Below are 22,856 nucleotides of genomic sequence, written 5' to 3'. Positions count from 1 at the left end.
TTTAAATATCATTACCATATTAAAATTAATTGAGGTTAAACGCTTATTGATGGAGTGCTGGGCATTTCGTCCCATGTACGTCCGCGATATTCTCGACCATTGGCTTTTTTCGATCGTTTTTTATTATCTTTCCCCCATGTTCCCCATTGTTTGAAGAAAAAAGCTGTATTAGCTACTAAGCACTGACCATAAATTTCGTCGATCCATTCTTCGCGAATTGGGCGAGCATATTTTCCGCTTTCTCCTCCAATTATAGCCCAATGAATATCTTGAAGATCAACAGCACCTACAGCACCTAATAATGGTTCAAATGAGATAAATCGGATGGCAGCTGGTGTATTTCGTAGATGTGTAATACGACCCACTACGCTGTCATTTTCAATACTGGTTCCAAGCCACACATTAGGTAATATCTCTCCAATTTTGTTCCTGATTATTTGCGCCATGCGTTCAGGTCGTTTGGTTAGGATTTGATAGTTGTGGCGAGGTGTTTCGCGCATGACTTCCCAAACATCCAGAATAAAAGAGTCACTTACCTGTTCATGAAACAGATCGCTCATTGAATTTACAAATATCTTGCGTGGCTTACGCCATTTATATGGGATCATAAGAGCCTTATGATCTTCACGAACTATGCCATTCCAGACAGCACGTCGTCCTGTTTTTCTAGTTAAACCTGTGTATTTCTCAATTCCCATTGCCTCCAGACGCTTAGCCATTTCCATAGCGTAACAATGCGTACATCCAGATGTGATAACTGAACACCCGGCTACTGGATTCCATGTAGCATCTGTCCACTCAATTTGAGTTTCAGCCATGATGCCCTCCCGAGCAATCGGTAATCAGCTGTGGCATTATTCCATTACCATAGTAGGTTAAGAAATTAGGTTTAGACGAGGTCTTATTCATCGCAACCCATTACCACAGAAAACGCTGTTTCGGCGATAGCAGCGTTTTTCAATATATTTATTATGCACCAATATGCGTTATAACACCAAGAGATCGTTCTGAGTGTTTGACGTTAAGTAATATTTTATATCCATCATCGTAAAATGGCGGCGGGAATAGTGCTCTAGTATTAAGTAATGCCCCATCGCCTAACCATTTTTTCCCAGCCTCCAATGGAAAGCGTATGATACCTGCAATAGCATTCTGATAGTCTGTGAGGCGTCCACCTTCATTACCTCGAGCACGAAACAACAATCCATGTTGAGCATGTGGTCGCAGAAATACTGATGGGGCCGCGATACGAAGATCAACCACTTCGGTCGTGTTTCCTATTACGAGACCTTTCCGGCTCTTGTTAGACCGATGTTCTTCGGTTCTAATAAGTATAATATAGGCAAATTTAGAAACAGGAGATATTTCTCGTGGAGCGAAATGCATATATTGATTTTCGTCTCCAGCAACATACGCACGGTTAGTTGCAAACCAAAGTGCCACCCAAATATTATCAACTATATCTAGCCATGTTGTTTTCACACCATAGTGCTGTAGGAGTGGCTCTCGAGCATACGTTGCTATACTCTTGAATAGACTACTTGCATTACAGAAGTCTTTGATTATTTCATTGAGCTTTTTATGGCGCTTGCCTTGAGCCGTAGGGCTGACAATCCCCCTATAAAGGGTTGGTGACAATTGCTCATATAAACTAGCTTGTCCACGCATATATATCCTTTCCCAAGGATTAGCAGTGTATTTTAAATATCCAACAGCTTGCATAAGAGCATGAGGACTAGAAACTTGGAATACTTGATGACCGAATTCATCAGAAACATTTTCGCAACCAGCTATGGTTAGTTTTTCTAAAAATCCCAAATCTTCCTCCATAATATCTTTTAAATAAATTATTCCAAAATATTGCGAATGCATAAATACTGATGTGTAGGATATAAAACGTCAAATGCCACTATATCATAGCGGGTGCCGCATTATGATTGCACTGTAACCATTAGTCGCTCCTCTTGGCCCAACACTTACCCTGCCTGCACAGCGGCATTAGCGGTATCGAGCTGCTTTTCAGCAAAGTCCCACTCATCCGCCGTGGGTGCGCGGCCTTCCTTCAGAGGCTTCAGCAGGGCGGAAATATCTTCCACAATCACCGGGCCGTTTTCGACAAGAGCTTCAACAGCGGCAATGGCAATGCTTGCATAGTTCATGATAGTTTTTCCTTGGTTTTCCGCCATTTCTGGCAGGAAATAAAAAAAGGGCATCGGTCATGCCGACACCCTTGGGGGATCATTTTCGTGAGGTCAGGAAAATGATTACTTGCTGGCAGGCAGCAGCTTGCGGGCTGCGTCCAGGGCATCCTGTGCGGCTTCAACCTCAGCCTCAGACAGCGGATCACCCTTCGCCGCGGCGTCATCGAGCGGCTTGATCTGGTCATGCGCGGTCTGGAAGGCCGGTTTCAGCTTTGCCACCACAGCCGGATCTGCGGCCGGGTTCTTTTCATAGTCAGCCGCCAGCTGGGCTGCTGCCGCGTAAGACAGGCTCAGGCCGTAAACAGACTGCTGGCGCTGCACTAGCTGGTCAGATCCGCACGCCATCAAGCTGGTGCCAACCAGACCAAGCAGCATGACGCCCGCCACGGCAGAAGCCGCGCTGCTTTTCTTGGGTGCTGCTTCAGCAGTGGAAGAAGCAATGGCAGATGTTGCGGCCGCCAGAATGGTGCTGGCTGGCACGGCATCGGCAATCACCTTTGCAGCCGTAGGGCCAATATCCTTATGGGCCGCCACAGCATTCAGCGCCTTTTCCAGATCCGCCTTGTTGGCCAGAAGGGCTGCAATAATGCCGCTGTTATCACTGCCCAGCAGCGGCAATGCCGCAATCAGCATGGCCGCAGAGCCACCGGCCGGAATCACGTTGAACCACGTGGCCACCAGATCCCCCAGAATAAGGGACAGGGCAAACAGCGTAGTGGGCTGGCGCAGATATGCGCTGATACGGGACAAGTTCATGGATCTACCTTTCGGGCACGCTGCGCATGCCCTGTATGTGTGAAAATCTGGGGTTTCTGGCTCTTCAGCCCTGTGCGCCACGCAGGCTTGCGTGCAGCGTGTTGACGCTCACGTCTTCCACCACCAGGGCTTGGCCATTGCGGGGTGCAGCAATGCACAGGCCGCGTTTTTCCAGCCGCTCTACAATCAGATCGGCCAGCCGGATGAGTTCGCGTTCAGTCATGAACATGATGTCGCTTTCAGTAGGAATTTTTCAGGAATCGGATCTGCTGGCCCACAGCTGCCATTCGGCACGCCGCCGCAGCGTCAAACCGGCTACGGTGATCAGCTGGCCATTGCGGTGCATGTGGTTCCACAGCAGCAGCTGATTGCGGGCGGCGTTCCCCTGCCCTGTGTTCAGCAGCTTCAGCAGTGTGGATCCTGCCAGCGCGGGCAATCCGAGGTTGTAGGTAAAGTCCAACAGCGCGGCCTGCTGGCCGGGTGTCAGCGGCACACGCACCAGCCGCAGGATCTGCGGCAGCAGCTTGGCCAGCGTGCCTTGCAGCAAGGCATTGGCGTATTCGGCCGTAATGGGTGCGGTACTGGCTGTTACGGCGGCCCCGTTGGCCAGAAACCGGCTGCCATACCCGATTGTCCAATACCCGGCCGGGCACACATACGGACACAGGCGCAGGCCTTCAGACCGGCGGCACAGATCTGCCGCCAGCAGGATCGGATCATTCATCAATTTTCCGGATACAAAAAAGGCCGCTCAATGGCGGCCGGAGTGGACGAGTTTACAGGTGATCTGGCCCGGATTAGTCCACCGGAGCACAAAACCCGCAGAAAACAGCCCTTTGCAGTGGGCTTATACGTTGGCAGGTTTTCGTGGTCAGGTTTACAAAAGCCGGTTTTCGGTTGTCACGGGTGCATATGCTGCAACGCCTGGACAATCCCGCTGCCCAGGGCAGAGCCAAAAATAACCAGGCCGCCGTTTACCCAGGTCTTGCGGTTGTTGATCCGCTTCAGTTCCGTCCAGATATTGGCAATGCCGGTTTCCAGCGTAGAAAACTTGCCGTTCACGCTGGTTTCAAACGCAACAAATTCATCCTGCCGCACCACATCATCAGGCATGACACTCTTCCTTTCAGGCATAAAAAAAGCGGCTTAAAGCCGCTCGGTAATGGTGAAGCTGGTTTGCTGCCGCAGGGCAGCGCCATAGGGGTTGCTCAGATCTCCGCGCTGGATGCGTCCAAACAGGCTACGCAGGTTCAGCGTGGGGCCATCGGCATCCGGATCCGGCACAAACAGCACATTGGCACCAGATGCGCCCAGCAGCAGGATCTGCTCCAGCACCGGCACGTCAGCCAGATCCAGAGATTCATGATCCACCACAGCCTTGCGCCGCATCCATGCGGGCGTGACAAACTCGGCCCCGCTCATGCCGGTATTCACCGTCACGGAACTGTCCAGCCCGGTAGTGCTTTTGGTGCTCATATTGCGCACCGGCTGCCACACCGGCCCGATATAGGCCAGAGACAGGGAAATATAGCTTTCCGATGTGCTGCCATTGCTGGTGACGGTGATCTTGACCGTATCGGCCTGAATGTCCTGCGGTGCCACATGCACCATCTGCACCGGGCCAACACCACCCAGCGTGGCAAAGCTGCCAGAGGCGGAATACACCGTATTGCCGCCGGAACTGGCCACAAGCTGCCATGTTGCGGCTTGGCCAAGGTTGGTGCGCCCCACAAAGAAGGCCCGCATGGTCTGGGCACTATTCCATTGCGCCTGAAACCATGCCGTTCTGTTGCCATCCCCAACAGACCAGAACGCCGCCGTGGTGTTGCCCTGGTCTGTGGCCAGCTGATTGGGTGAGAAATCCTTGGCGGCTGAAACGCCTGCATAGAAGGACGCCGAGCCGCTAAGGCTGGCGGTCTTGACCAGATTGTTCAGGCCGAAAGCACAATTCTGCATCAGACCAGCACCGTCAGCACGCACTGGCCTGCGCTGGAGCCGCGCCAGCTTTCACCGACAACCAGACCGCCCAGCCCATCGCGCAGGCCGTCCACATTGGCAAACAGCACAATCTCATCCCCCATTTCAAAATCAAACAGGCGTTCAAACGGCAGCGTGACGTAAAACACGCGCCGGTCTGCCACCGTCCACAGTTTGTTGATGACATCGGCCACCACCTGCGCCCCGGCTTGCGTGCGCAGGCTTGTCAGCACTTCGGGCGGGCTGACCACTTCCTCCGTTGGGCTATCCGTGCCCACCGTGACAGCACTGCGCTGCGTGCGCAGAGTGGACAGATCCGCCTTCGGGCTGAGGGTGCTGGTGCTCATCACCGTGTAATTGCGGCTATAGGTGCAACGCCCGCAGGTGAGAGGCAGCGCCAGTTCAGACGGCAGATCTGTTTCCTTGATGTCAATCACCTCATCAGGCAGCACCGCCAGCTTTTCCCACTGATGCGGCGCAAGCTGCAAAAAGCTGTCTGTAATGCCTATCAGCTTCAGCGTGCCGTCCCGCGCAACCGCCAGCTTGCGCATACTGCCCTGCAACAGGGCGGTGATCATGTCATTCCCAGTATAGCTGTCAGAGCCATCCCAGAACGCACCGGCGGCACTATCCACATTGCCGAACGGATCTGCCCATGTGCTGGAAATGGATGCCGCCGGTATGCCGATATCCTGCACCAGCACCTGCCGCACGATATCCGGCAGGCTGGAAACATACGTGCCATCAGGCATCGCGCCAGTGGCCCAGCAGGTCATGGTATAGACCGGCGTGCCACCCAGCCGGAAAAACGCGCCCCGGCTGGAACTTTCCACCACATAGGTGCCTGCGGCCGGATCTGCGGTCGTGATATCGCTGACCATGCCCGCATATGACCAGCTGCCATCTGTGGATGTAGCAGACCAGCTACCCAGCACGCCGCCTTCCAGCACGGTCAGATCCGGCTGTGTGCCCTGCGTGCCCATCCAGAATGGTGCATCAGAGACCTGATAGATCTGATTGACGCTATCCACACAGACCGGTGTGATATTGAAGGCATAACCCCGCAGGCGCGGCTTTACCCGGCCTGTCAGGTCTGATCCACCTTCCACGCCGCCAGTGCCAGCATAGGTTGCCAGTGGCAACTGGCGCGAGAGCACGGCAGGCCCCGAAAGTGTCAGCGTGCCTTGCGTGGCTCCGGTGCGCCATGCGGTGGCGGATCCGGTAAACAGAGGCTGGCACGCAGAGAGCGCAGGATCTGACCACCAGCCGCGTGCCATGTCATAGCTGCGCAGGCCGGTCAGGATGGACAGATCTCCGGTATGGTTGCGCACGTTCATGCTATCGGCCACGCCATCGGACAGATTGACCGTAAGCTGCCCGAACGATTGCGTCATGCTGCTACCGGAAATTGAAATATCCAGTTCCCTGTCCACGTCAGGCAGGCTGGCCAGAATGGGCAGATATTTCGTGCCGGTGGCAACATCCACATACCCGCCAGAAGACAGGCATGTGGTCGTGCGGGAAGCCGCAGGCCCGAAGGCCAGCGTTCCCAGAAAACAGCGTTGCTGCATTATGGTGATATCCCGTTACGCTGCGGCTTTGAGGTTCTGGAACCGTGTTTCCGCAAACAGGTTATTCGTGGCCTGCAGGATCTGCTGCAAAATGCTGGCCAGCGTGGTGGTGCTGTCCTGCATGATGTCCCGCATGGCGTCCGCTGTCAGGGCATCCGTGTTCATGCTGCCCAGAGATTTCAGCATGGTCAGCACCGCCTGATAGTCTTCCACATATGCGGCCCCTCCCCCGTTATATTTCTGGGACAGGGACAGATATGTCTGCATATCGGTCTGTAGGGATGCCAGAGCTGTGCTGTTGCCACCCATGGCCGCCTGGTAATCCGTATGCAGATTATCGTTAGCGGCCTTGTACTGATCCTCAACAGACAATGGCGAGGCATCAGACGTATCCAGCCCTTTTGCGTAGGACAGAAGATTGCTGAACACGCTGGAAACCTGCTCGGTGGCCTGATCCTGATATTCTTTCTGCTGCTCTAAAGCCTTTTCCTGATACTCGGTTTGTATCTGAAGGCGCTCGGCAGCCTGTGTTTTTTCAAGATCCGCCAGCTGCTGCTGGTAGGTCACATTGTCCGCATAGTTATCACCCAGAAAGCCCCGCCAGTTATCCTGCAACTGCTGGATTTCCTGTGCGGCACTCACCTGCTGATTGAGCAGATCCGCACCTTCCTGATCACCCGTGGCAGACAGATAACGTGCCTGCACGGACTGGTCAGATTGCGAAAGCGTGGTTTGCTCATTGGCAATCATGGCAGCAGCAATGGCATTGCCCTTATCAAGCAATGCCTGGGCATCCAGACCGTAGGATGCTGCCGTGTTGGCGGCGTCCTGGTATTTCTGCTTCAGATCATCCACCTGCTGCATCAGGCTTTCGGAACCGGATGCCGTGACATCCAGAAGCCCTGGCATTGTGGTGCCCACAAACTCCTCAATGGCCTCAAACTTGCTTTGCAGGTCATCTACGGAATAGGTACCACCATCCAGCGTTGAAAGCGCCTTGGCCATATCCCCCGTGTAGCCGGTGAAATGATCCACCGTGACATGGGAGCTATCATCAAACTTTGAGACAGACACTTTCATGCTGTCCAGTTCATCTGCAAGGCTTTTCAGGCTTTCCAGATCCTGCGTGAACGTATCCACGCTATCGAAACTGGTCGGCATGAGCTGCTTCAGCTCCTGCTGCATGGTGGCGTCTGAACTGGTCAGATCCAGATCAGGCAGAAGATCTGTCAGGCTGTATGTTTCGGACTTCTTGCCTTTCTTAGACCAGCCAACCTTGCCAATGGTATCCGTGTTTGTGGCGGAAACCCCGGTATATCCGAAGACATTGTTAATGCTGTCCAGATCATCCTGAAGGCCGGATGCCACGTTATCATTGCCATGAATATCCTTGTAAACATGGCCGCTGATATCCAGCATCCCATCGCTGCCTACGGAAACATACTGATAATCCTTCTTCCTTTTGGCAAAGAGCTGCGACAGAAGGTTATAGGCCATATCGCCAATGCCGAAGGCAGCACCCGCCATTCCCATGTATGAGCCGATGGAAGAAACAGCACTGCCAACACTGCTGAAAATGCCGCTGCCATCAGCTGCCTTTCCAGAAAACAGGTTCCCCAGACCTGAAAACATGCCGCCACTTTTTGCAGCTGATCCAGCTGGATTGCTGATCTGGTTTTTCACATTCAGGGCTTCCCATGGGGAATAGGCCCAGCCGGATGATGTGATGTCGTTTCCTCCACCATATCCGGACAGAATGTTGCTGGCACTGGAAGAACTGCTGCCTGCGCCAACTTTACCAAACAGATTGCCCAGATCTGCCAGCGTGGTGCGTGTGCCGCCATCAATGCTGTTGAGTAGAGGATTGATCAGGGCAAAGCGTGCAATCACGCTGGCAACAGATGCTTCCACACCCTGCAACATGCTTTTGAAAGACATGCCTGCCGATGTGCCCTGCAAGAATCCTTGCACCACGCCATCAGAAAGCTGATCCGCCATATCGCTGATGGATCCAGTGAAATCATCCATCACCTGCTGCTGGTGCTCATACTCGGTAGAAGCCTCAGCAATTTTGGTGCTCAGATCAACATAGTCCTGCGCTTCCTGTGGCAGAACAGTGCCGAACTTGCGGTGTTCCTGAATTTCCGCTTGCATGCGTGCCAACGCAACGGAACGCTCATCCGCATTCTGACCGATACTGGCTGTTTGAGCCTGTATCATGCTCAGATTGTCCTGCAGGCCGCTATTCTGCTGCGCCTGTTCAAACCGCGCCTGTGCGTCTGTCTCGCTGTTCAGCGCGGCCGTGCGGGCTTTCACAGCTTCGGCAAACGCCTGCGATTTCGGGTCAAAATCCTCCAGTGCCTCATTATAGGCCTGCTGATAGTTTGTGGCGTGCTGGATAGCCTGTTCATCAGAACCGGCAACAGACAGCATAGCTGTCTGTGCCTGGGCCTGCCGCTGCACAGCCACCGTGCCATCATCATACGCGGCCGCCAGCTGCTGCTGTTTGGCTGCAAGGGCCTGTGACAGTGCCGCCTGATCCACACCAGTGCCACGCGCCTCGGTATCAAACTGCGCCACCACTTCCGCCATGCTGCGCCAGTAACCACTTTGAGCAGAAAGCCCCTCATTCTGGTCTTTCATACCCTGGGTGATCTGTTCCTGCGGGCTAAGGGTATTCGCCAGCTGGATACGCGCCTGGGTGATGCGTTCGCTGATTTCCTGCCACCCCTTGGATCCAGCCGTCTGCGTTGTCAGCAGATTTTGCTGTGACTCAATATAGGCGCTGATTTCGGCACGACTTTGCGTATAGCTGGACGTGCTGAAGCCACCGGCTGCATCCGCAGCGCCACCCGTGAGAGACTTCTGATCATCAATCACGGCCGCAGATGTGGCATGATCCACGGGAGAAGCACTGGTCGGCTTGTTCACCCGTTGATCATACTGGTAACCACCGCTTTCCTGCAGGGCGATCTTGCGCACCACATTGGAAAGCCCATCAGTCAGATTAAAGTGGCCGCTTTCCTGCTTGATCAGTGCATCGGAATCAGATGGCAGCCTGCTCAGATCCTGCCCATACACACTGGCTGCATACTGGCGGCCGCCAGCAGAACCCACCTTGAAGCCACCATACAACGCCAGAGCGTTATCCAGATTTCCGCCTGTCTGATGCAGGAAATTCTGGAAGCGCGTAATGCCTTCATCCACATTCCCCTTGACGGTGCTGACATCATATTTTGGCGTAAAGGCGGTATTAACCTGCATCATCCCGACCATTTCGGGATGCTTGTCATTTCGCAGAACCGTGGTGCCCGCCAGACCGCCTGTTGTCTTTTCCGCAGGAACGGGCAGAGACAAAAGAGACGTGACGCTATTGAGCAGCTTGGTGCCCATAGCCAGGGCCAGATCCTGAATGGCATCCACAAGCGGTGATGTCTGCTTGCGCAGCTTCTCCACGGCCTGCTGGAATGGTGTCAGCCCCTGCTCGGTCGCATCCTTGGTGCTGGATGTCAGATGCTGCATGACAAGCGCATACGCCTTGCCCTGCTCACCTGCGGCCTGAAGCTCTTTCACCTGCTCCACAAGCTGGGCATCCACGCCCGGAAGGTGCTGCTGGTACAGTGCCTGAATTTCGGCCGTGGGATCCACCATGGCGGTTTGCACCGCCTTCAGACCATCTTCCAAAGAGCCAAACACTGTTCCGGCATCCTGTGCCACCTTGGCCAGCGCCTCAATATCGGACGTACCGCCCGTGAAATTGTAAGTGCTGCCAATGGCTGTGGCGGCCTGCCGTGCAGTGGTTTTATCCCACCCCGGCATCTTCTCCAGGCTGTCGGCCGCAGAAGTGATGCTGTCAGCCATGTTGTTGGCGTCAGAACGGGTGGCCCGCAGCTGCTGGCTCAGTTTGGCAAGCTTGCTTTCTTCCTCTTCCGCATACGCGCCCATCTTATAGAACGCGGTGCCCACAGCGCCTGCGGCAACAGCAATGCCTGCTGGGCCTGTCAGGGCATTTTTAAGCATGGACAGGCCTGCGCCATAGCCACCGCTACCACCTGCGATTGCAAGGGCATTGGGCGCTTCATAAAACAGCGCCTGCAATGGATTGCCGCCTGCCAGCACCATATCGGCAAACTTGTGAACATCATCCACAATTTCCGTGATCTGGTAAGCTTCCAGCTTGCCGGATTTGGTGGATTTCTGCTGCGCATCGTCCAGATCGGATTGCGCTTTGGCTGCCTCCAGCAAGGCATCCCTTTGCGCCTGTAACGCCTCAACCTTATCCTTGGCGTCCTGCACAACACTCTGCTTGATCTGCGGATCCAGCTTATCATCAGGAACGGCGGCGGCTTGCGCCACGACATCGTCATACCGATCCTGTGCGGACATAAGCTGCAACATGACTTTGGCCAACTGGCTGGCTGCACGTCCTGTCCGCAAAAAGCTGGTCGCGCTCTTGTCCAGGCCAACCTGCAAGCCTGCGTTTATTTCTTGCGACACATTGCCAATATCGGACAACTCACCCGCAACAAGGCCTGCATCGCTCTTGATGTCGTTCAGGCTATCCTTGAGCTTGTCCTGATCCTGTAAGGTTTCAGACAGATCCGGCGTCTGGACGTTCACAGTGCGGGAGACATCAGCACTCACATCTGGCGCACTGATGCTATTCAGCTCCTGTTGTTCTACAGTGACCGCACGCTCGATTTTGCTGGTGCTATCAGACACAGAAACAGAAACCTGTTTATATTCCGTGCCAATATCACGAATGACCTGCTTTTGTTTCTCCGTTTCAGACGTGCTCTTAACAACGTCGGCCGTGGTTTTATCCATGCCAGACTGCATGTCTTCTGCGGCCTGCGCACCTGCCTTGCCCATTTCGGACAGTTCGCTTTTGGCAAGAGCAGCCTCATGCGTGATATCGCTGATGCCTGCCTTGAGCTTTTCTTGCGCCTCTAGCGTCTTGCTGAGGTCTGGAGACTGTATATCTACCGTTCCAGAAACATCAGCACTCACATCCGGCGCGGTCATACCGTCAAGCGCATCCTGCCCCGTTTCGGCAACGCGGCGGATATCATTGATACTATCAACTGCCGCCTCGGAAACCTGCTCCATCGCATCGGGCAGACCTTCGGCCGTATCTGTTAGCTGATCATATTTCTGATCAACCAGAGCCAGTGCTTCAGCCTGATTTTCAGCTTCGGAAACACTTTTGGCCATTGCCTCTGTTGTTTTTCCGATAGCTTGTGCGCGACTGCCTTCAGCTTCGCGTAATCCATTCAGAAGGGCGTTCTCTTCGCCTAGCTGGCCGTTCCATGCCTTCTGCCCCGTAGCCGCAACCTGCAAATTGGTCTGAACCGTTTTAAGCTCAGTGCCAACATGCCCAATCTGGCTTTCCACCTTTTCCAGATTTTCCGTGATGCCAGAGGTATCAAGCCCTGCATCTGCCGCTTTCTGGAAATCTGCCCGCAGGCTGTCACGTTGCGCACTCAGGGAAATGAGCTGTCTGGTCAGGCTATTCACACGAGAAGCAGCTTGCGTGCCCAGCTTCTCAAAAGACACGGACGCCGCATCGGCACCTTCTGCCAGCGTTTCAGTGGCCGCTTTTGAGGTTTTGCCCATGCCAGACATGACATCGGAAAGAGCCACGCCCTTTTCGGCAACCGCATCCAGATGATCGCCTGCGCTTTTTGTCGCACTCTCGGTCTGATCAACAGCCGTAATATCGACCTGTAGCGATTCAACCAGATCTGTATCTGCCATGGGAAACCGTCACTTTTCTGTCAGGATCAGCGTAGGGTAAAGCATTTGCTCACCTGCCTGCCGATCAGCCCGCCTGCTCACGTAAGCCGCGTGCTTTTGCGTCCATTCTTTTGCTTTTTTGTCCCACGAAACGCCCGAAGCGATGCCCGCACCACGCAGGATGTAGGGAACAGGCCCTCCACGGGCATCACGCCCACCTTGCAAGGGCTTGAAGGCACGCTGGGCACGAATGCGCTTGAAGCGGCTCATCAGCGGCCTGCGCACGCCTTCCACAATCCCAGGTGGAACGCTGATGCGCTGGCCGCCCACTTCAATCTTGCGGGCATAGGGCATGGTGTTCACAATCCACACTTCCGAACCCATCGGGATCTTGCCTGGTGCGTTCGTCCAGCCCTTGCCATCCACCAGAACAGCCCAGCTCTTGCGGAAGGCGCCACTATGGGCAGGAGACCGCTTGCGCAGTTCTTCCAACGCCCAGACAGTGGCCGCACCAATGGTGCTGAAAATATAGGTGACATTCCCACCATTGAGCTTGGCCGCCTCTTCCTCCAGCCCCAGCGTGCCATCCACACGCCGGACATATTGTGCCGATGCCGCACCCGACTGAATGAGATCATCGCGCTCCTTGCGGATCCTGTTCGCAACGATCTTGTGCGCGGCCGCACTGGTCATGTTCCGGTTGATGGCAACACGCATGGGTTTTTGCAGACGTGCGGCCCAGCTCATTTTTTCATCCTGTTTCTCAGGCGCTCATGATGATCACGGATGAACACGCCATCCATGGCAACAATGCACCGATCCAAAAGCGCCATTTCGGCATGCGTGTAGCCATGATACTGCGACCATGTATGCACAACTTCCCATGGGATCATGCCGGGACTGCTTTCTGTAACCGAAGCGCCCAGAGGCATGCTGAACCCTTGTGTCAGACGCTGGCGTGACGCAGAAAGCCGATGCCATGCCCGCCAGATCCACATGAACTCAGGCAGTGGATCCACACGGGCATGTTCCTCTGGCAAATCATTCCAGAGATCTTCGTCATAGCTTCCCCATTCGAGATGCCATGCCAGCGCCCTGGTCAGTTTCCCTCGGCTTCCTCTGCGTGTTCTGATGCCTTGGTGGTCACAAGGGCTGCGGCTTCCCAGCAGGCCGCCATCAGTTCACGGTAATCTGGGTTATCCAGAAGCCCCTTGAACTCCTCAATCGTGACAGGGTTTTTCTTTTCCCGGTCATGATGCAGACCTTCAACATCCAGCACGAGGAAGTCCCGCAACAGGCCTGCATTGATCTTGCGGCGCACAGCGTTGGGAATGGCAGAAACATCACCACGGTAGCGTTCAGCAGCCTTACGCAGGCGCTGGGCCTGTGCATCCACGAACTTGTCCGTGTAACCACGGCTTTTGATTTTCAGGCCAGGGAATTTGTCAATTTTCACCCAATCCCCATCGGCAATGGCGGCGCTATCGGTTTTCAGGTCAGCAAGAGTAAGCATGGATCTGCCTCAATAAAAAAGGCCGCGCAGTGGCGGCCATGTTTGAAAAAGAAAAGGAAAACCAGACGATCAGGAGCTGGTGCGGGCAATCGCAAACGTGCCGCCCACGGGTGTGGGGTTGGCCGTTACGGAAACAGTCGCCACCACCGTGGTGTTTTTCCCAGAAATAGGCGTTTTGGGATTGCGGATGACACCGTTCAGCACTGTAAACTGGTAGCCGTTGCCATCACTGCCCTGCACACCTATGGAAACCGGGCCTGTCTTGCCGTTTTTCCAATCGGTGAACTGCTGATAATCCTTGAAGAAATACGTGATTTCCATGGTCGCCTTGAAGCTGCCAAAACGCAGACCGCAAGCGCCAGTGTGCCCCATGCCGGTATCCTGCCCGGATCCATCACGCGACAAGGTGATGGTGGCAGACTGAATGCAACCGGCAGGCGCATTCCCAAAAATGCTGCACCCCTGAAAGCCTTCAACCGTATCAATCAGCGGCGTGGTGGTGCGAGGGGTAACGGATGCCGCAATATCGGTATCAGATGTGGTCATATCTGAACCGATCAGATCAATGCTGATTGTAGGGGCCTGCCCTTTTTGCAGCGTGATTTCCACCTGATTAACCATGGTGCCAGAAAAAATCTGCCATGCGTCAGCCATCTTCTGGCGGAAGGTAAAGGTTTTACCCAGAGCACCATTGGTGATGCCACTGAAAACCGCTGTTGCCCCCGCAGAGGCTACCTTGTCACTCGTGACAGATGACAGCACCGTGTCAGGAACGTAGATGCCTTTCTTTGAATCAGAAAACTGCACATACGGTGTCACGACATTTTCGATCCCATAACCGGGATCATTCAGCACCACCAATCCCGTTTTAGGTAGGGACGCCAGGAATGCGGGGTTAGAAAATGCAACAAACTTGTAACCCTGATGGCCGCCGATATTATCAGCCGCAATCCACTGGATGAAATCACCCGCTGAAGCATTCCCAGATGATGTTGACGTGAAGCTGACCCAATCAGCACTCATCACACCTGCCAGCAGATCTTCAAATGTGCCAACGGATAGAATGCCGGAGATACTGCCCTGTGTTGTGCGGCCGGTCAGGACAGACTGCGCCATTTCCGGAATGTCGTTGATTTCATCAGGCTGCGTTTCGGTTTCATTAACTGTCAGCGAAACATCTGTGTAACGCAGTGCCTGATAGGCCCCGGTCGGTGGCGTGTTATATGTGGTTTCAAGCGCGTAATCGACCGCGCTGGTATTGCTTTCCGCACCGGCCGCATAGCCATTTGTGCCGCCTGTATAGGCCATGATCACCTCAATAAAAAAGGCCGCTCAATGGCGACCTGTCTGCACGAAATATGGAAGCTGTTAGCTGGCTGGTGTTGCGCTGCCGCCGGAGCTTACGACTGTGCTGCTACCTGTAGGCGTGGCACCAGAACTGGTGGCAGATGTGCTGCCGCCAGATGTGGCCGGAGCAACAGCCGCTTTTTCACCCTGCGGGAGAAGCCCCAGACGATAACCGAAAAAGCGTTCCAAAGAGAGCACCATGCCTGCGGCATCCGCCGCCATGGAGCCGAACACCTGCCCGCTGCTCTGGAACAGGCCGGATGCGCCATCGGGTTGTGCCAGAACATCATACTGTTTCCCGCTTTCATCAGCGGTTGGCGGCAGGCTTTCAGGAAGCCCAGAAAGAGAACGGTATGGGCATACAGCCGTGCGGCATCCTGCGGGGGCATCCTGTTCAGCGATAGCCACAGCAGCGGACGTGCTATCCGCATCAATTTCCACTGATCCCATCTGGAATGTGCCAGCATTGGCGGCAGTTTCGTAAAGCGGGAAGAATTTCATGTCAGAATGTCCTGATATTGATAGTTGATCCCCAGAGAAAACCGCACACGGTTGCCGGTCTGGCTCAGATCTGGCGGATCAAACATATGGCCAAGGTAGATGATGCCCGTTGGCAGGTTTGTGGCCTGCCTGAAGGCCACGGACATGGCCTTGCGCAATTCCAGAGCTTCCAGCGTTCCTGTGCCTTTGGGCACCATCAGATGCAGCCAGATGGTGCCGTCTTCCAGATCTACCGGCTCACCTGCGCCTGCACGGTCTGCCAATCCGGCCGCCGTTTCCATCACCCAATATGGGCCATCTGGCACGGTAATGTTCTGGCCTGCCGGATCCAGCAGTTTCAGCTTCTGGGCTTCGGCAACAGCCTGTGCGCGTGTCCATGCATCAGAGAAGACTGCTGGCGTTGTCATGCGTCTCGCCTCCTGCGGCAATCAATGTCCAGCCGCAGACGGTTGGCCCATCGTAAACGGGCTGCGCATCTGTCAGCGTGTAGGTTTTGGGGCCGTCCTGCACCCGGTCGTCCTGGGCAGGCATGCCGTAACCGGAAAGCGCATCCGCCATGACCTGTGCCACGAATGGAGCCTGCGCCATGTCGTTCGTGATCTGGGCAGACTGTGCTGGCGGTGCGTAGGCCATCAGTGTAACGCTGGCAGTGCCGCTTGCCCTGGACAGCACCATCTGGCGGCCTTTGGTGGCGATCTGGCGGCGGCGGCGTTCTGTGCGGTAGCTCATCCGATGCCCCCCGCCTGATAACCTGTCAGGATATCCACCGCAGGTTGTGGCATGCCTCCAGATCCGGCAGATGGTGCATTCCAACTGGTGGAACCCACCCCTTGCTCGCTTTCAGATTTCAGGTTGGGATCTCGCCCCTTGGCATACCATATGGACGCCGCAGTGAGCCGTATGGCCTCCTGAAGATCCTGCGGCACGATATTCGTGCCTGCGTTTTCCGTGCCCGGTGCGACATATCCGGCCGTATATTGGACGGCATAGATCCCCGGCATCCATCCTGGCATTCTGGCATCAGGCGGATACACCATGGCGGCATCAGGATCGAAAGGAAGATCCTTGATCTGCTCTGGTGTGAGAGAAAGCTCTCCCGCGCAGAATGACTGAATGCTGACCAGAGGATATCGGCCCAGGCAAAGCACGTCCTGTGCGGCACCTGGCAGCACCATGAACGTGTCCTGCCATTGCGCCTGCATAAGAGGCCTGCCGATAAACTTCAGGGCTTTTGCCGAAGCCTCCAGCAGCAGCCGTGTCAGCTCTGTGTCCTGCGTATTGTCGGAAATACTGAGATCCGCTTTCAGATCATCCAGAAGCGCCAACGGCTGAAGAGCTGCTGACGCACTGATTTGCACAGTACGCCTCATTGCTCTGTTCCTCAGCCGCCAGTGGTGGTGCCAGAAGTCGGTGCAGCCGTATCAATGCCGGTGAAGTCACCGTTGATAATGGCCTGCGGACGGTAAACAACCAGTGTGGTGCGCTCTTCCGCCAGAATGGTCACCATCCCTTTCACGAAGTTATCCCGGTCTTCGGTGGAAATGGAGACTGTGGCGTCCTCACGGTCAAACAGCTGCGCTGCAAGGCTGAATGCCCCGGTCATGAACTTGCCCTGTGCCATGGCCAGAGATTCTGCTACCGGCAGGCCCCACAGAACCGGGCCAGCCATGCCCATGGGATTGGCGAACACATACCGGCTCACACTGTCCTTGGTCAGTTCAATGCTGGCCCAGTCAGTCGGGTTCAGGATATGCCCGGTCGCCGGGTATTCTGCCAGCGTGGTCTGCAACATGCCCAGACGCAGACGGTCAATCATCGTCTCGCCTTTTACCGTCACGCCTGCAGGCTGCTCATATTTGCTGGACTGTGCCAGCAGCCCCAGAATGCTGGTGCCTGTGCCATCGCCATTCAGGAAGGCAAGGTCTTCCTTGTAAGCCAGACCATAGCGCAGACGCCCATCGATGTAGGTCTGCAACTGCGGTGCATCAGCAAGAATGGATTTGGACGCCATGACGAAATGCGCGATGGTGCGCACTGGCAGCGTATTCAGGGAGAAGCTGATATCTGACTGCGGATACGGATTTCCGGGGTTTTCTGCCACGAAATCAGCATTGTTCGTGAACAGTGTTTCCTTGACGTAGTCCACGGATTGGGACTGCGTGTTCCCTGGCATCAGCAGATCACGAATGACCAGCCGCCGGTTGGGCTGGGCAACGATCTGCGGCTGGCGATCTGCCACAACCAGCGCTGAAGTGCCAGATGTGCCGGTGGAACTGGCAGAGGTGATATTTTTCATCTCAACCTGCACTGTTCCCTTCCAGCTAGTGCCACGTTCCATGGCGGCCTTGACCTCGTCAGACGCCACGAACTTCTGCCCGATGCTCTGGGGCTGCTGTTCTGTCGGCTTATTCCCACGGGATGATTTCTGCTCCAGTTCCGTCACGCGGGCAGACATTTCGGTCAGAGCCGTCAGCGCCTTGTCTGCACTGGCCTTGGTTTCATCCGTGACCGTGCCAAGATTTTTCAGCTCGGTCTTGGATGTTTCAGCAAACTTTTTGACCTCATCCGTAGCTTCAGAAAGCCGCTTGATGGCGGCTTTGTATTCGGTTTCCAATTCAGACATCGGGTTTTTCCCATAAAAAAAGCCGCCTCAATGGGCGGCTGTGGGTGAATGAAAAGCGGTTTTGTCAGATCACAGACGAAAACTGGAAAGACCAGGCGGCACCAGAGAAGATCCGGGCTTGGGCGCTTCCTCGCCACGCACGGCGGCCATCAGGCCAGCCGTTACGGATTTCAGCTCCGGCAGCATTGGGATTTTCCCATCCTGTAACGCCTGCTTCATACCATCGGGCATGCGCTGGCCTGTCAGAGCCTCATAGGCATCCTGCAAATGCTCCAGCAGCTGCTGGCGTTCCTGCGCTGTGGGGGCATCATTCCCTTTCAGGGATTTCTGATAAATGCCCAGCGCGGCTTCCAACGCCTGCACGGCAACCGTTGGCTGCACTGTGGACTTGAAGGCATCACCCCAGCGCCGCTTGAGATCCGTGACACGGGCCTGGGCATTGCTGGGATCATCCACCAGGCTGACCTCATACAGATTGGCCTGCTTGATCTGGCGGCGCGGGCCTGTGGGCTGCGTCATTTTGACCGCGCCATCCTTGGGGATGCTGAAGCCAATGGACAGACCGCCCAGTGCACCATCCTTGACGCGCTCATACAGCAGTTTCCCGGCATCCGTGTTGGTGCCGGAGATCTTGCCTTTAACGTGCAGGCCCTTGCTGTCTTCCGCCACGTCATTCCACACGCCAGCAGGCACGCCATCACCGCCGAAAAATCCGTGCATGACGTGCATGGGCAGAACACGGCCCTGCGCCTTGCGCTCGGCAATGGATTTGGCGAAAGCCCCCGGCAGGATCACATCACCATGTGAATCCGTATTGCCGAAAACGGCTCCATAACCTTCCACATGGCCGCTTTCGCCATCTGTGCCGGTAATGGCTTTATACTCGAACGGAACGGCGCAGACTTCCATGCCGTCAATCATCGTCCGGATCTCCTATCGTGCCGCCTGGTTGCGGCTGTGGTTGGGATGCTGGGGTGGTAACGGGCTGCAATGTCGGTGGCATGCCAACCTTGCCCACATCTGTCAGCGGGATCATCTGCGCCTGCACGGTTGCGATATCGCCACCCGGAATTGGCGCCAGACCTTCCTTTTCACGGATTTCATTGCGGGTCTTGATGCCGTTCTGAACCTGTGTGGCCTCTAGCTGAGCGCGTGTCTGGCTGTCCGCCCGTAGCAGCGCATCCACATTGTGCTGGGCGAAATACGTCTCTTTTTCCGCAGGCAGTAGCAGGCAGCGCGTGATAGCCTGCTCTATGCGCACCAGCCACGGCTGAAGCGTATAGGTCAGAAACCACAGGTTCATCTGCTCCAGACCAGATCCCCACGCGGTGGATTTCTCCATGCGCCCGATCATGACCGGAGCCACGCCAAACCACCGGCAGAGCGTTTCCACGTTAAAGCCGCGTGTCTGAAGCAACTGCATGTCTTCGGGGTTCATGCCGATGCTCTCAACCGTCCATCCGCCTTCCAGAAGTGGCGTTTTCCCGGCATTCAAGGCTCCTTCATAATCCTTCAGGATAGCCTTGGCACGCACCCGCTGTTCACCTTTGAGGATGTTGGGAGACTTGATGTAAGTCTGGCTCAACATGCCATTGGCAAACATGCGTGCAGCGGTTTCTTCCGCAGCCATGGCGCTGCCTATCTGCTGGCGGCCTGCACTGATGGGAGACATGCCCATCATGCCGTCCAGGCAATACCCCTTGATGTGCAGGATATTGCTTTCTTCCAGCGTGAGCTTCTGCCCCTGATACGTGTAGGTGTAGATCAGTTCACCTGTGGCATCGTCACGATTGACCGTCATGCGGTCAGGCCGCAACGGATAGAGGGCAACCACACGCTTTACGCCAATATCGTTCCAGATCACCTGGGCAAAGGCATTCCCCCACAACATCAGGCAGGCCACCATGGATGACCAGAACTCTATGGCGCTCATATCCGTATTGGGGGATCTGCTCAGGATACGATACAGCGGATGATCCCGCGCCAGAGTGGATGACGTGCCATCTGGGCTACGCTGGTAGAGCTTCAGCGGCATTGCCCCGATAGTGTCAGAGATCAGCCGCGTGCAGGCCCAGACCGTATCCAGCTGCATGGCGGTATTCACCGACACCAGCTTGCCGCTATGCGTTGGCCCACCAGCCATGAAAGCCCCCAGGCGCAGATCCGTAAGGGATACGCCTGTGACGGTCAGCGCCATTGCATTTGCAGCCTTGTACAGCAGCCCTCTAAATGGCGCTGGCATTTTCATGTCGTGATCAGACCTCCCTCAAGAAACGGGTCAATATTTCCCGGTGGCTCCGGGTTTCGGCTCATGCAGGCTACGGCATCAAACAGCGCCATCAGCGGGTCGATTTTCTTGCCGCCTGCCACTTCTTTGGTGATTTCAACATTGTTGCCCTTGGCCCGCGCCATGGCATTGCCAACCGCCCAGGACATGATCGGACGGTCACCATGCCAGAACGTGCCATCTGCCAGTTTGCGTTCGAGCGTTTTAATGGGGCCAGTCATTTTCCAGCCCTGGCTAATCCCCACAATGCGGTCGCTCATAATCCCGCGCCGTGAAAGCTCCAGCACGATTTCTGCAACCCCGGCCGGATCCAAACCAATCATGGCCAGCTTGCCGGAATCATCCAACTCTTCGGCAATGTCTCCCAGCTGGATGATGTCCTGGCTCATTTCCTTCATGATCCACAGGTCGCCCTGCTTCTCAAAATCCAGATAGCGCGGCGCTTCTTTCTTCCGCTCTTCCAGAACACCCCGAAACACCCAGCTACGTTGCCAGTGCAACCAGTCTTCTGTGTCAGCGTCTCGACCTAAAACAGCCAGAGACAGAAAATCATCCAAGCCCCCGCCATCAATGCCGCCGACAATCACGTCAGAACGTTCAATCAGCGATTGCAAGGTCAGTTCTGGATTAGCCTGCCGCATCCAGTATTTAATACCGGCCCAGGCGGAAGCCCCTTGCGAGATCCCCACCTGCACGTTCAGATGCTTGGCCATCCAGACAGTGAGCACGCCTTCCCCGGCTTCCAACGCCTCACCATATTTGGTTTTCAGCCATTCCAGTGTGACAGAAAGCCCCAGATTTGGGTTGGTGATGTACCAGTTCTCAGGCTTCTGATGCTCCTTGCGCTTCAGCATGCCTTTCGGGAACTCATAGATCACTGCCAGAAAATGCGGTGCGATGATTTTGCCATCACGCACCTTGCGCCCATATTCCAGCTTATCCTTGAACACACCGGCCGGAGATTCTTCGGACTGCGTTGTGAGGTAAATCACGAAACCTTCGGGACGTGATGCAATGCCGCCCGTTGCTTCCATCAGCATGTTCTGGGCTGTAGGCCGTTTCCCAAATTCCCATAGCTCATCCACCAGAACGCCAGTTGCCTTTTTGCCGACAACGGCCGTGCCATCTGCGGCTACAACCCGCAACGTGGCACCAGTGATCCGATGCGTGATGATGCGCTGATTAGGCGCAACGTGCAGCAGATCATCTAGGTCAGGATCCAAGCGGATCATGTCCTGGGCTGGTTTGAAGGCGTTATCCGCTGCGTCCTTGGTTGGTGCGAGAATGAGAAATTCCGCAGATTCCCGCCAGTTCTGAATAAGCACAGTCAGCATGACACCGGCAGCAATGGTGCTTTTGGTGTTCTTTTTGCTGACCAGCAGCAGATATTCGGAAATCAGGCGCTGCCCGGTTTCTGGATTGTAGGAACCGAAAACGGTGGCAGCAAAATCCTTCAGCCAAGGGCGGCAGGATTCACCAAGCGTTGGCTGGCCCACAACGTCAGCCAACCGCAGCGCATTGAATACCTCCATGCCCTGCTCGGCGGCTTCCGGAAACAATGGTGCGCACGGTATCAGGCTTTCACCTGCTACAATCCTGCGCTCCCAATCCAGACATGCTGTTGACCAGGTCGGACTAAGAGCCTCTGCCATTGTTTACCACCAGCTTCGGCGGCTGCATGGGCTTGAACTTTCCGCCCATGGCACGCTGTGCCGCATCTTTCCGCTGCTCTTTCACGCCTTTTTTCTTGCCGACTGTTGCATCACCCATCATGCGGGTCTGCTTCAGCTTATGCAGGGTTTCCGTGCGTTCCTTGATGGTGATGGCCTTCAACATCGCATCGCGCCGGCGCGATCCGGTATCGTCTGCCGTTTCCAGCTCAATCGCTTCGGAAATCTCGCCAAGATGGGATGTCGTATCCTCAAGCTCACCAAGAAGGCGCGACACCATTTCATCCATACGTTCATCCACGCTGGCAGCAGATCTGCGCCCTGTGGACGGTGGTTTCTCCCGTGGTGGAGCGGGGTTGCGCTGGGGATTGTGCGCAGGTTGGTGCGCAGTTTTGGTGTTTTTGCGCACTTTTTGCGCAGAAGTGCGCACCCATCCACCGGACGCGATGTGCTTGCGCAGCGTGCTTTCAGCCACGCCATGTTTTTTTGCAATTTGGCGGTTTGACAAGGCTCCTGCGCGAAAATCAGCCTCTATCGCGTGCCAATCCGTATCAGTTTTCTTGGGCATTCCCCACCTTCCCGCGCAACAAAAGTGCGCACTTCAAAACGCTGGAACGAAAAATTTTTCACGCGTGCCACTGGCGCGGTTCAGGTGCCTTGGGTCGATTATACTT

23 protein-coding genes are annotated in these 22,856 nt (G+C 55.3%); all 23 read right to left on the bottom strand.

The genetic code is table 11. The features are described 5' to 3' along the window. Positions 1-35: 35 nt before the first annotated feature. The 23 genes from FCN51_RS26185 to FCN51_RS26075 all read right to left on the bottom strand — a co-directional run bounded on the left by FCN51_RS26185 (position 36) and on the right by FCN51_RS26075 (position 22,750). Positions 36-818 (bottom strand): DUF5131 family protein, encoded by a 783-nt coding sequence (locus FCN51_RS26185; RefSeq protein WP_310257171.1) that lies wholly within the window; start codon positions 816-818, stop codon positions 36-38. 151 nt (positions 819-969) lie between these two features. Continuing rightward, on the bottom strand, positions 970-1,872 hold the full coding sequence (locus FCN51_RS26180) for an FRG domain-containing protein (protein ID WP_310257168.1): 903 nt from the start codon (positions 1,870-1,872) through the stop codon (positions 970-972). 104 nt (positions 1,873-1,976) lie between these two features. Further along, positions 1,977-2,159, bottom strand: a complete 183-nt coding sequence (locus FCN51_RS26175) for a hypothetical protein (RefSeq protein ID WP_310257166.1) — start codon at positions 2,157-2,159, stop codon at positions 1,977-1,979. A 105-nt stretch (positions 2,160-2,264) separates the two neighbouring features. Beyond that, the gene (locus FCN51_RS26170) at positions 2,265-2,957 is read right to left on the bottom strand and encodes a hypothetical protein (RefSeq protein WP_310257163.1); all 693 of its coding nucleotides are present in this window, start codon (positions 2,955-2,957) and stop codon (positions 2,265-2,267) included. Positions 2,958-3,021: 64 nt separating this feature from the next. Beyond that, positions 3,022-3,180: a hypothetical protein gene (locus tag FCN51_RS26165; protein ID WP_310257161.1), complete on the bottom strand. Its 159-nt coding sequence runs from the start codon at positions 3,178-3,180 to the stop codon at positions 3,022-3,024. 30 nt (positions 3,181-3,210) lie between these two features. After that, positions 3,211-3,681: a lysozyme gene (locus FCN51_RS26160; protein WP_310257158.1), complete on the bottom strand. Its 471-nt coding sequence runs from the start codon at positions 3,679-3,681 to the stop codon at positions 3,211-3,213. Positions 3,682-3,857: 176 nt separating this feature from the next. Beyond that, complete coding sequence (locus FCN51_RS26155) at positions 3,858-4,070, bottom strand: hypothetical protein (protein ID WP_003628621.1); 213 nt, start codon at positions 4,068-4,070, stop codon at positions 3,858-3,860. A 33-nt stretch (positions 4,071-4,103) separates the two neighbouring features. Continuing rightward, positions 4,104-4,913 (bottom strand): hypothetical protein, encoded by an 810-nt coding sequence (locus FCN51_RS26150; RefSeq protein WP_310257138.1) that lies wholly within the window; start codon positions 4,911-4,913, stop codon positions 4,104-4,106. Beyond that, positions 4,913-6,505, bottom strand: a complete 1,593-nt coding sequence (locus FCN51_RS26145) for a hypothetical protein (protein WP_310257135.1) — start codon at positions 6,503-6,505, stop codon at positions 4,913-4,915. Before FCN51_RS26145 ends, FCN51_RS26150 begins: the two co-directional genes overlap by 1 nt. A 15-nt stretch (positions 6,506-6,520) precedes the next feature. Further along, positions 6,521-12,262: a phage tail protein gene (locus FCN51_RS26140; protein ID WP_310257132.1), complete on the bottom strand. Its 5,742-nt coding sequence runs from the start codon at positions 12,260-12,262 to the stop codon at positions 6,521-6,523. A gap of 9 nt (positions 12,263-12,271) precedes the next feature. Then, positions 12,272-12,988: a hypothetical protein gene (locus tag FCN51_RS26135; protein ID WP_310257130.1), complete on the bottom strand. Its 717-nt coding sequence runs from the start codon at positions 12,986-12,988 to the stop codon at positions 12,272-12,274. Then, positions 12,985-13,260 (bottom strand): hypothetical protein, encoded by a 276-nt coding sequence (locus FCN51_RS26130; RefSeq protein ID WP_310257127.1) that lies wholly within the window; start codon positions 13,258-13,260, stop codon positions 12,985-12,987. Before FCN51_RS26130 ends, FCN51_RS26135 begins: the two co-directional genes overlap by 4 nt. Positions 13,261-13,340: 80 nt before the next feature. Next, the gene (locus tag FCN51_RS26125; RefSeq protein ID WP_310257124.1) at positions 13,341-13,754 is read right to left on the bottom strand and encodes a hypothetical protein; all 414 of its coding nucleotides are present in this window, start codon (positions 13,752-13,754) and stop codon (positions 13,341-13,343) included. A 69-nt stretch (positions 13,755-13,823) separates the two neighbouring features. Next, entirely contained in the window at positions 13,824-15,062 is a 1,239-nt protein-coding gene (locus FCN51_RS26120; RefSeq protein ID WP_310257121.1) for a phage tail tube protein, read from the bottom strand. Positions 15,063-15,122: 60 nt separating this feature from the next. Beyond that, on the bottom strand, positions 15,123-15,602 hold the full coding sequence (locus FCN51_RS26115; protein ID WP_310257119.1) for a hypothetical protein: 480 nt from the start codon (positions 15,600-15,602) through the stop codon (positions 15,123-15,125). Then, positions 15,599-16,009: a hypothetical protein gene (locus FCN51_RS26110; RefSeq protein WP_310257115.1), complete on the bottom strand. Its 411-nt coding sequence runs from the start codon at positions 16,007-16,009 to the stop codon at positions 15,599-15,601. Before FCN51_RS26110 ends, FCN51_RS26115 begins: the two co-directional genes overlap by 4 nt. Next, the gene (locus tag FCN51_RS26105) at positions 15,984-16,331 is read right to left on the bottom strand and encodes a hypothetical protein (protein WP_003626600.1); all 348 of its coding nucleotides are present in this window, start codon (positions 16,329-16,331) and stop codon (positions 15,984-15,986) included. The genes FCN51_RS26110 and FCN51_RS26105 overlap by 26 nt, the downstream gene beginning before the upstream one ends. Continuing rightward, on the bottom strand, positions 16,328-16,972 hold the full coding sequence (locus FCN51_RS26100) for a head-tail connector protein (RefSeq protein ID WP_310257112.1): 645 nt from the start codon (positions 16,970-16,972) through the stop codon (positions 16,328-16,330). The genes FCN51_RS26105 and FCN51_RS26100 overlap by 4 nt, the downstream gene beginning before the upstream one ends. Before the next feature lie 11 nt (positions 16,973-16,983). After that, complete coding sequence (locus FCN51_RS26095; protein WP_310257109.1) at positions 16,984-18,225, bottom strand: phage major capsid protein; 1,242 nt, start codon at positions 18,223-18,225, stop codon at positions 16,984-16,986. Positions 18,226-18,294: 69 nt separating this feature from the next. Then, positions 18,295-19,146, bottom strand: a complete 852-nt coding sequence (locus FCN51_RS26090; RefSeq protein ID WP_310257107.1) for an HK97 family phage prohead protease — start codon at positions 19,144-19,146, stop codon at positions 18,295-18,297. Further along, positions 19,139-20,473, bottom strand: a complete 1,335-nt coding sequence (locus FCN51_RS26085) for a phage portal protein (protein ID WP_310257105.1) — start codon at positions 20,471-20,473, stop codon at positions 19,139-19,141. Before FCN51_RS26085 ends, FCN51_RS26090 begins: the two co-directional genes overlap by 8 nt. After that, positions 20,470-22,164: a terminase large subunit gene (locus tag FCN51_RS26080; RefSeq protein WP_310257102.1), complete on the bottom strand. Its 1,695-nt coding sequence runs from the start codon at positions 22,162-22,164 to the stop codon at positions 20,470-20,472. Before FCN51_RS26080 ends, FCN51_RS26085 begins: the two co-directional genes overlap by 4 nt. After that, positions 22,148-22,750 (bottom strand): terminase, encoded by a 603-nt coding sequence (locus tag FCN51_RS26075; protein WP_310257099.1) that lies wholly within the window; start codon positions 22,748-22,750, stop codon positions 22,148-22,150. Before FCN51_RS26075 ends, FCN51_RS26080 begins: the two co-directional genes overlap by 17 nt. Between the last annotated feature and the right edge of the window lie 106 nt (positions 22,751-22,856).

It is taken from the genome of Acetobacter pasteurianus, assembly GCF_009914215.2.
Taxonomy (GTDB): domain Bacteria; phylum Pseudomonadota; class Alphaproteobacteria; order Acetobacterales; family Acetobacteraceae; genus Acetobacter; species Acetobacter pasteurianus.
The sequence above is the reverse complement of the archived record's forward strand: the minus strand, read 5'-3'. Positions and strand labels throughout refer to the sequence as shown.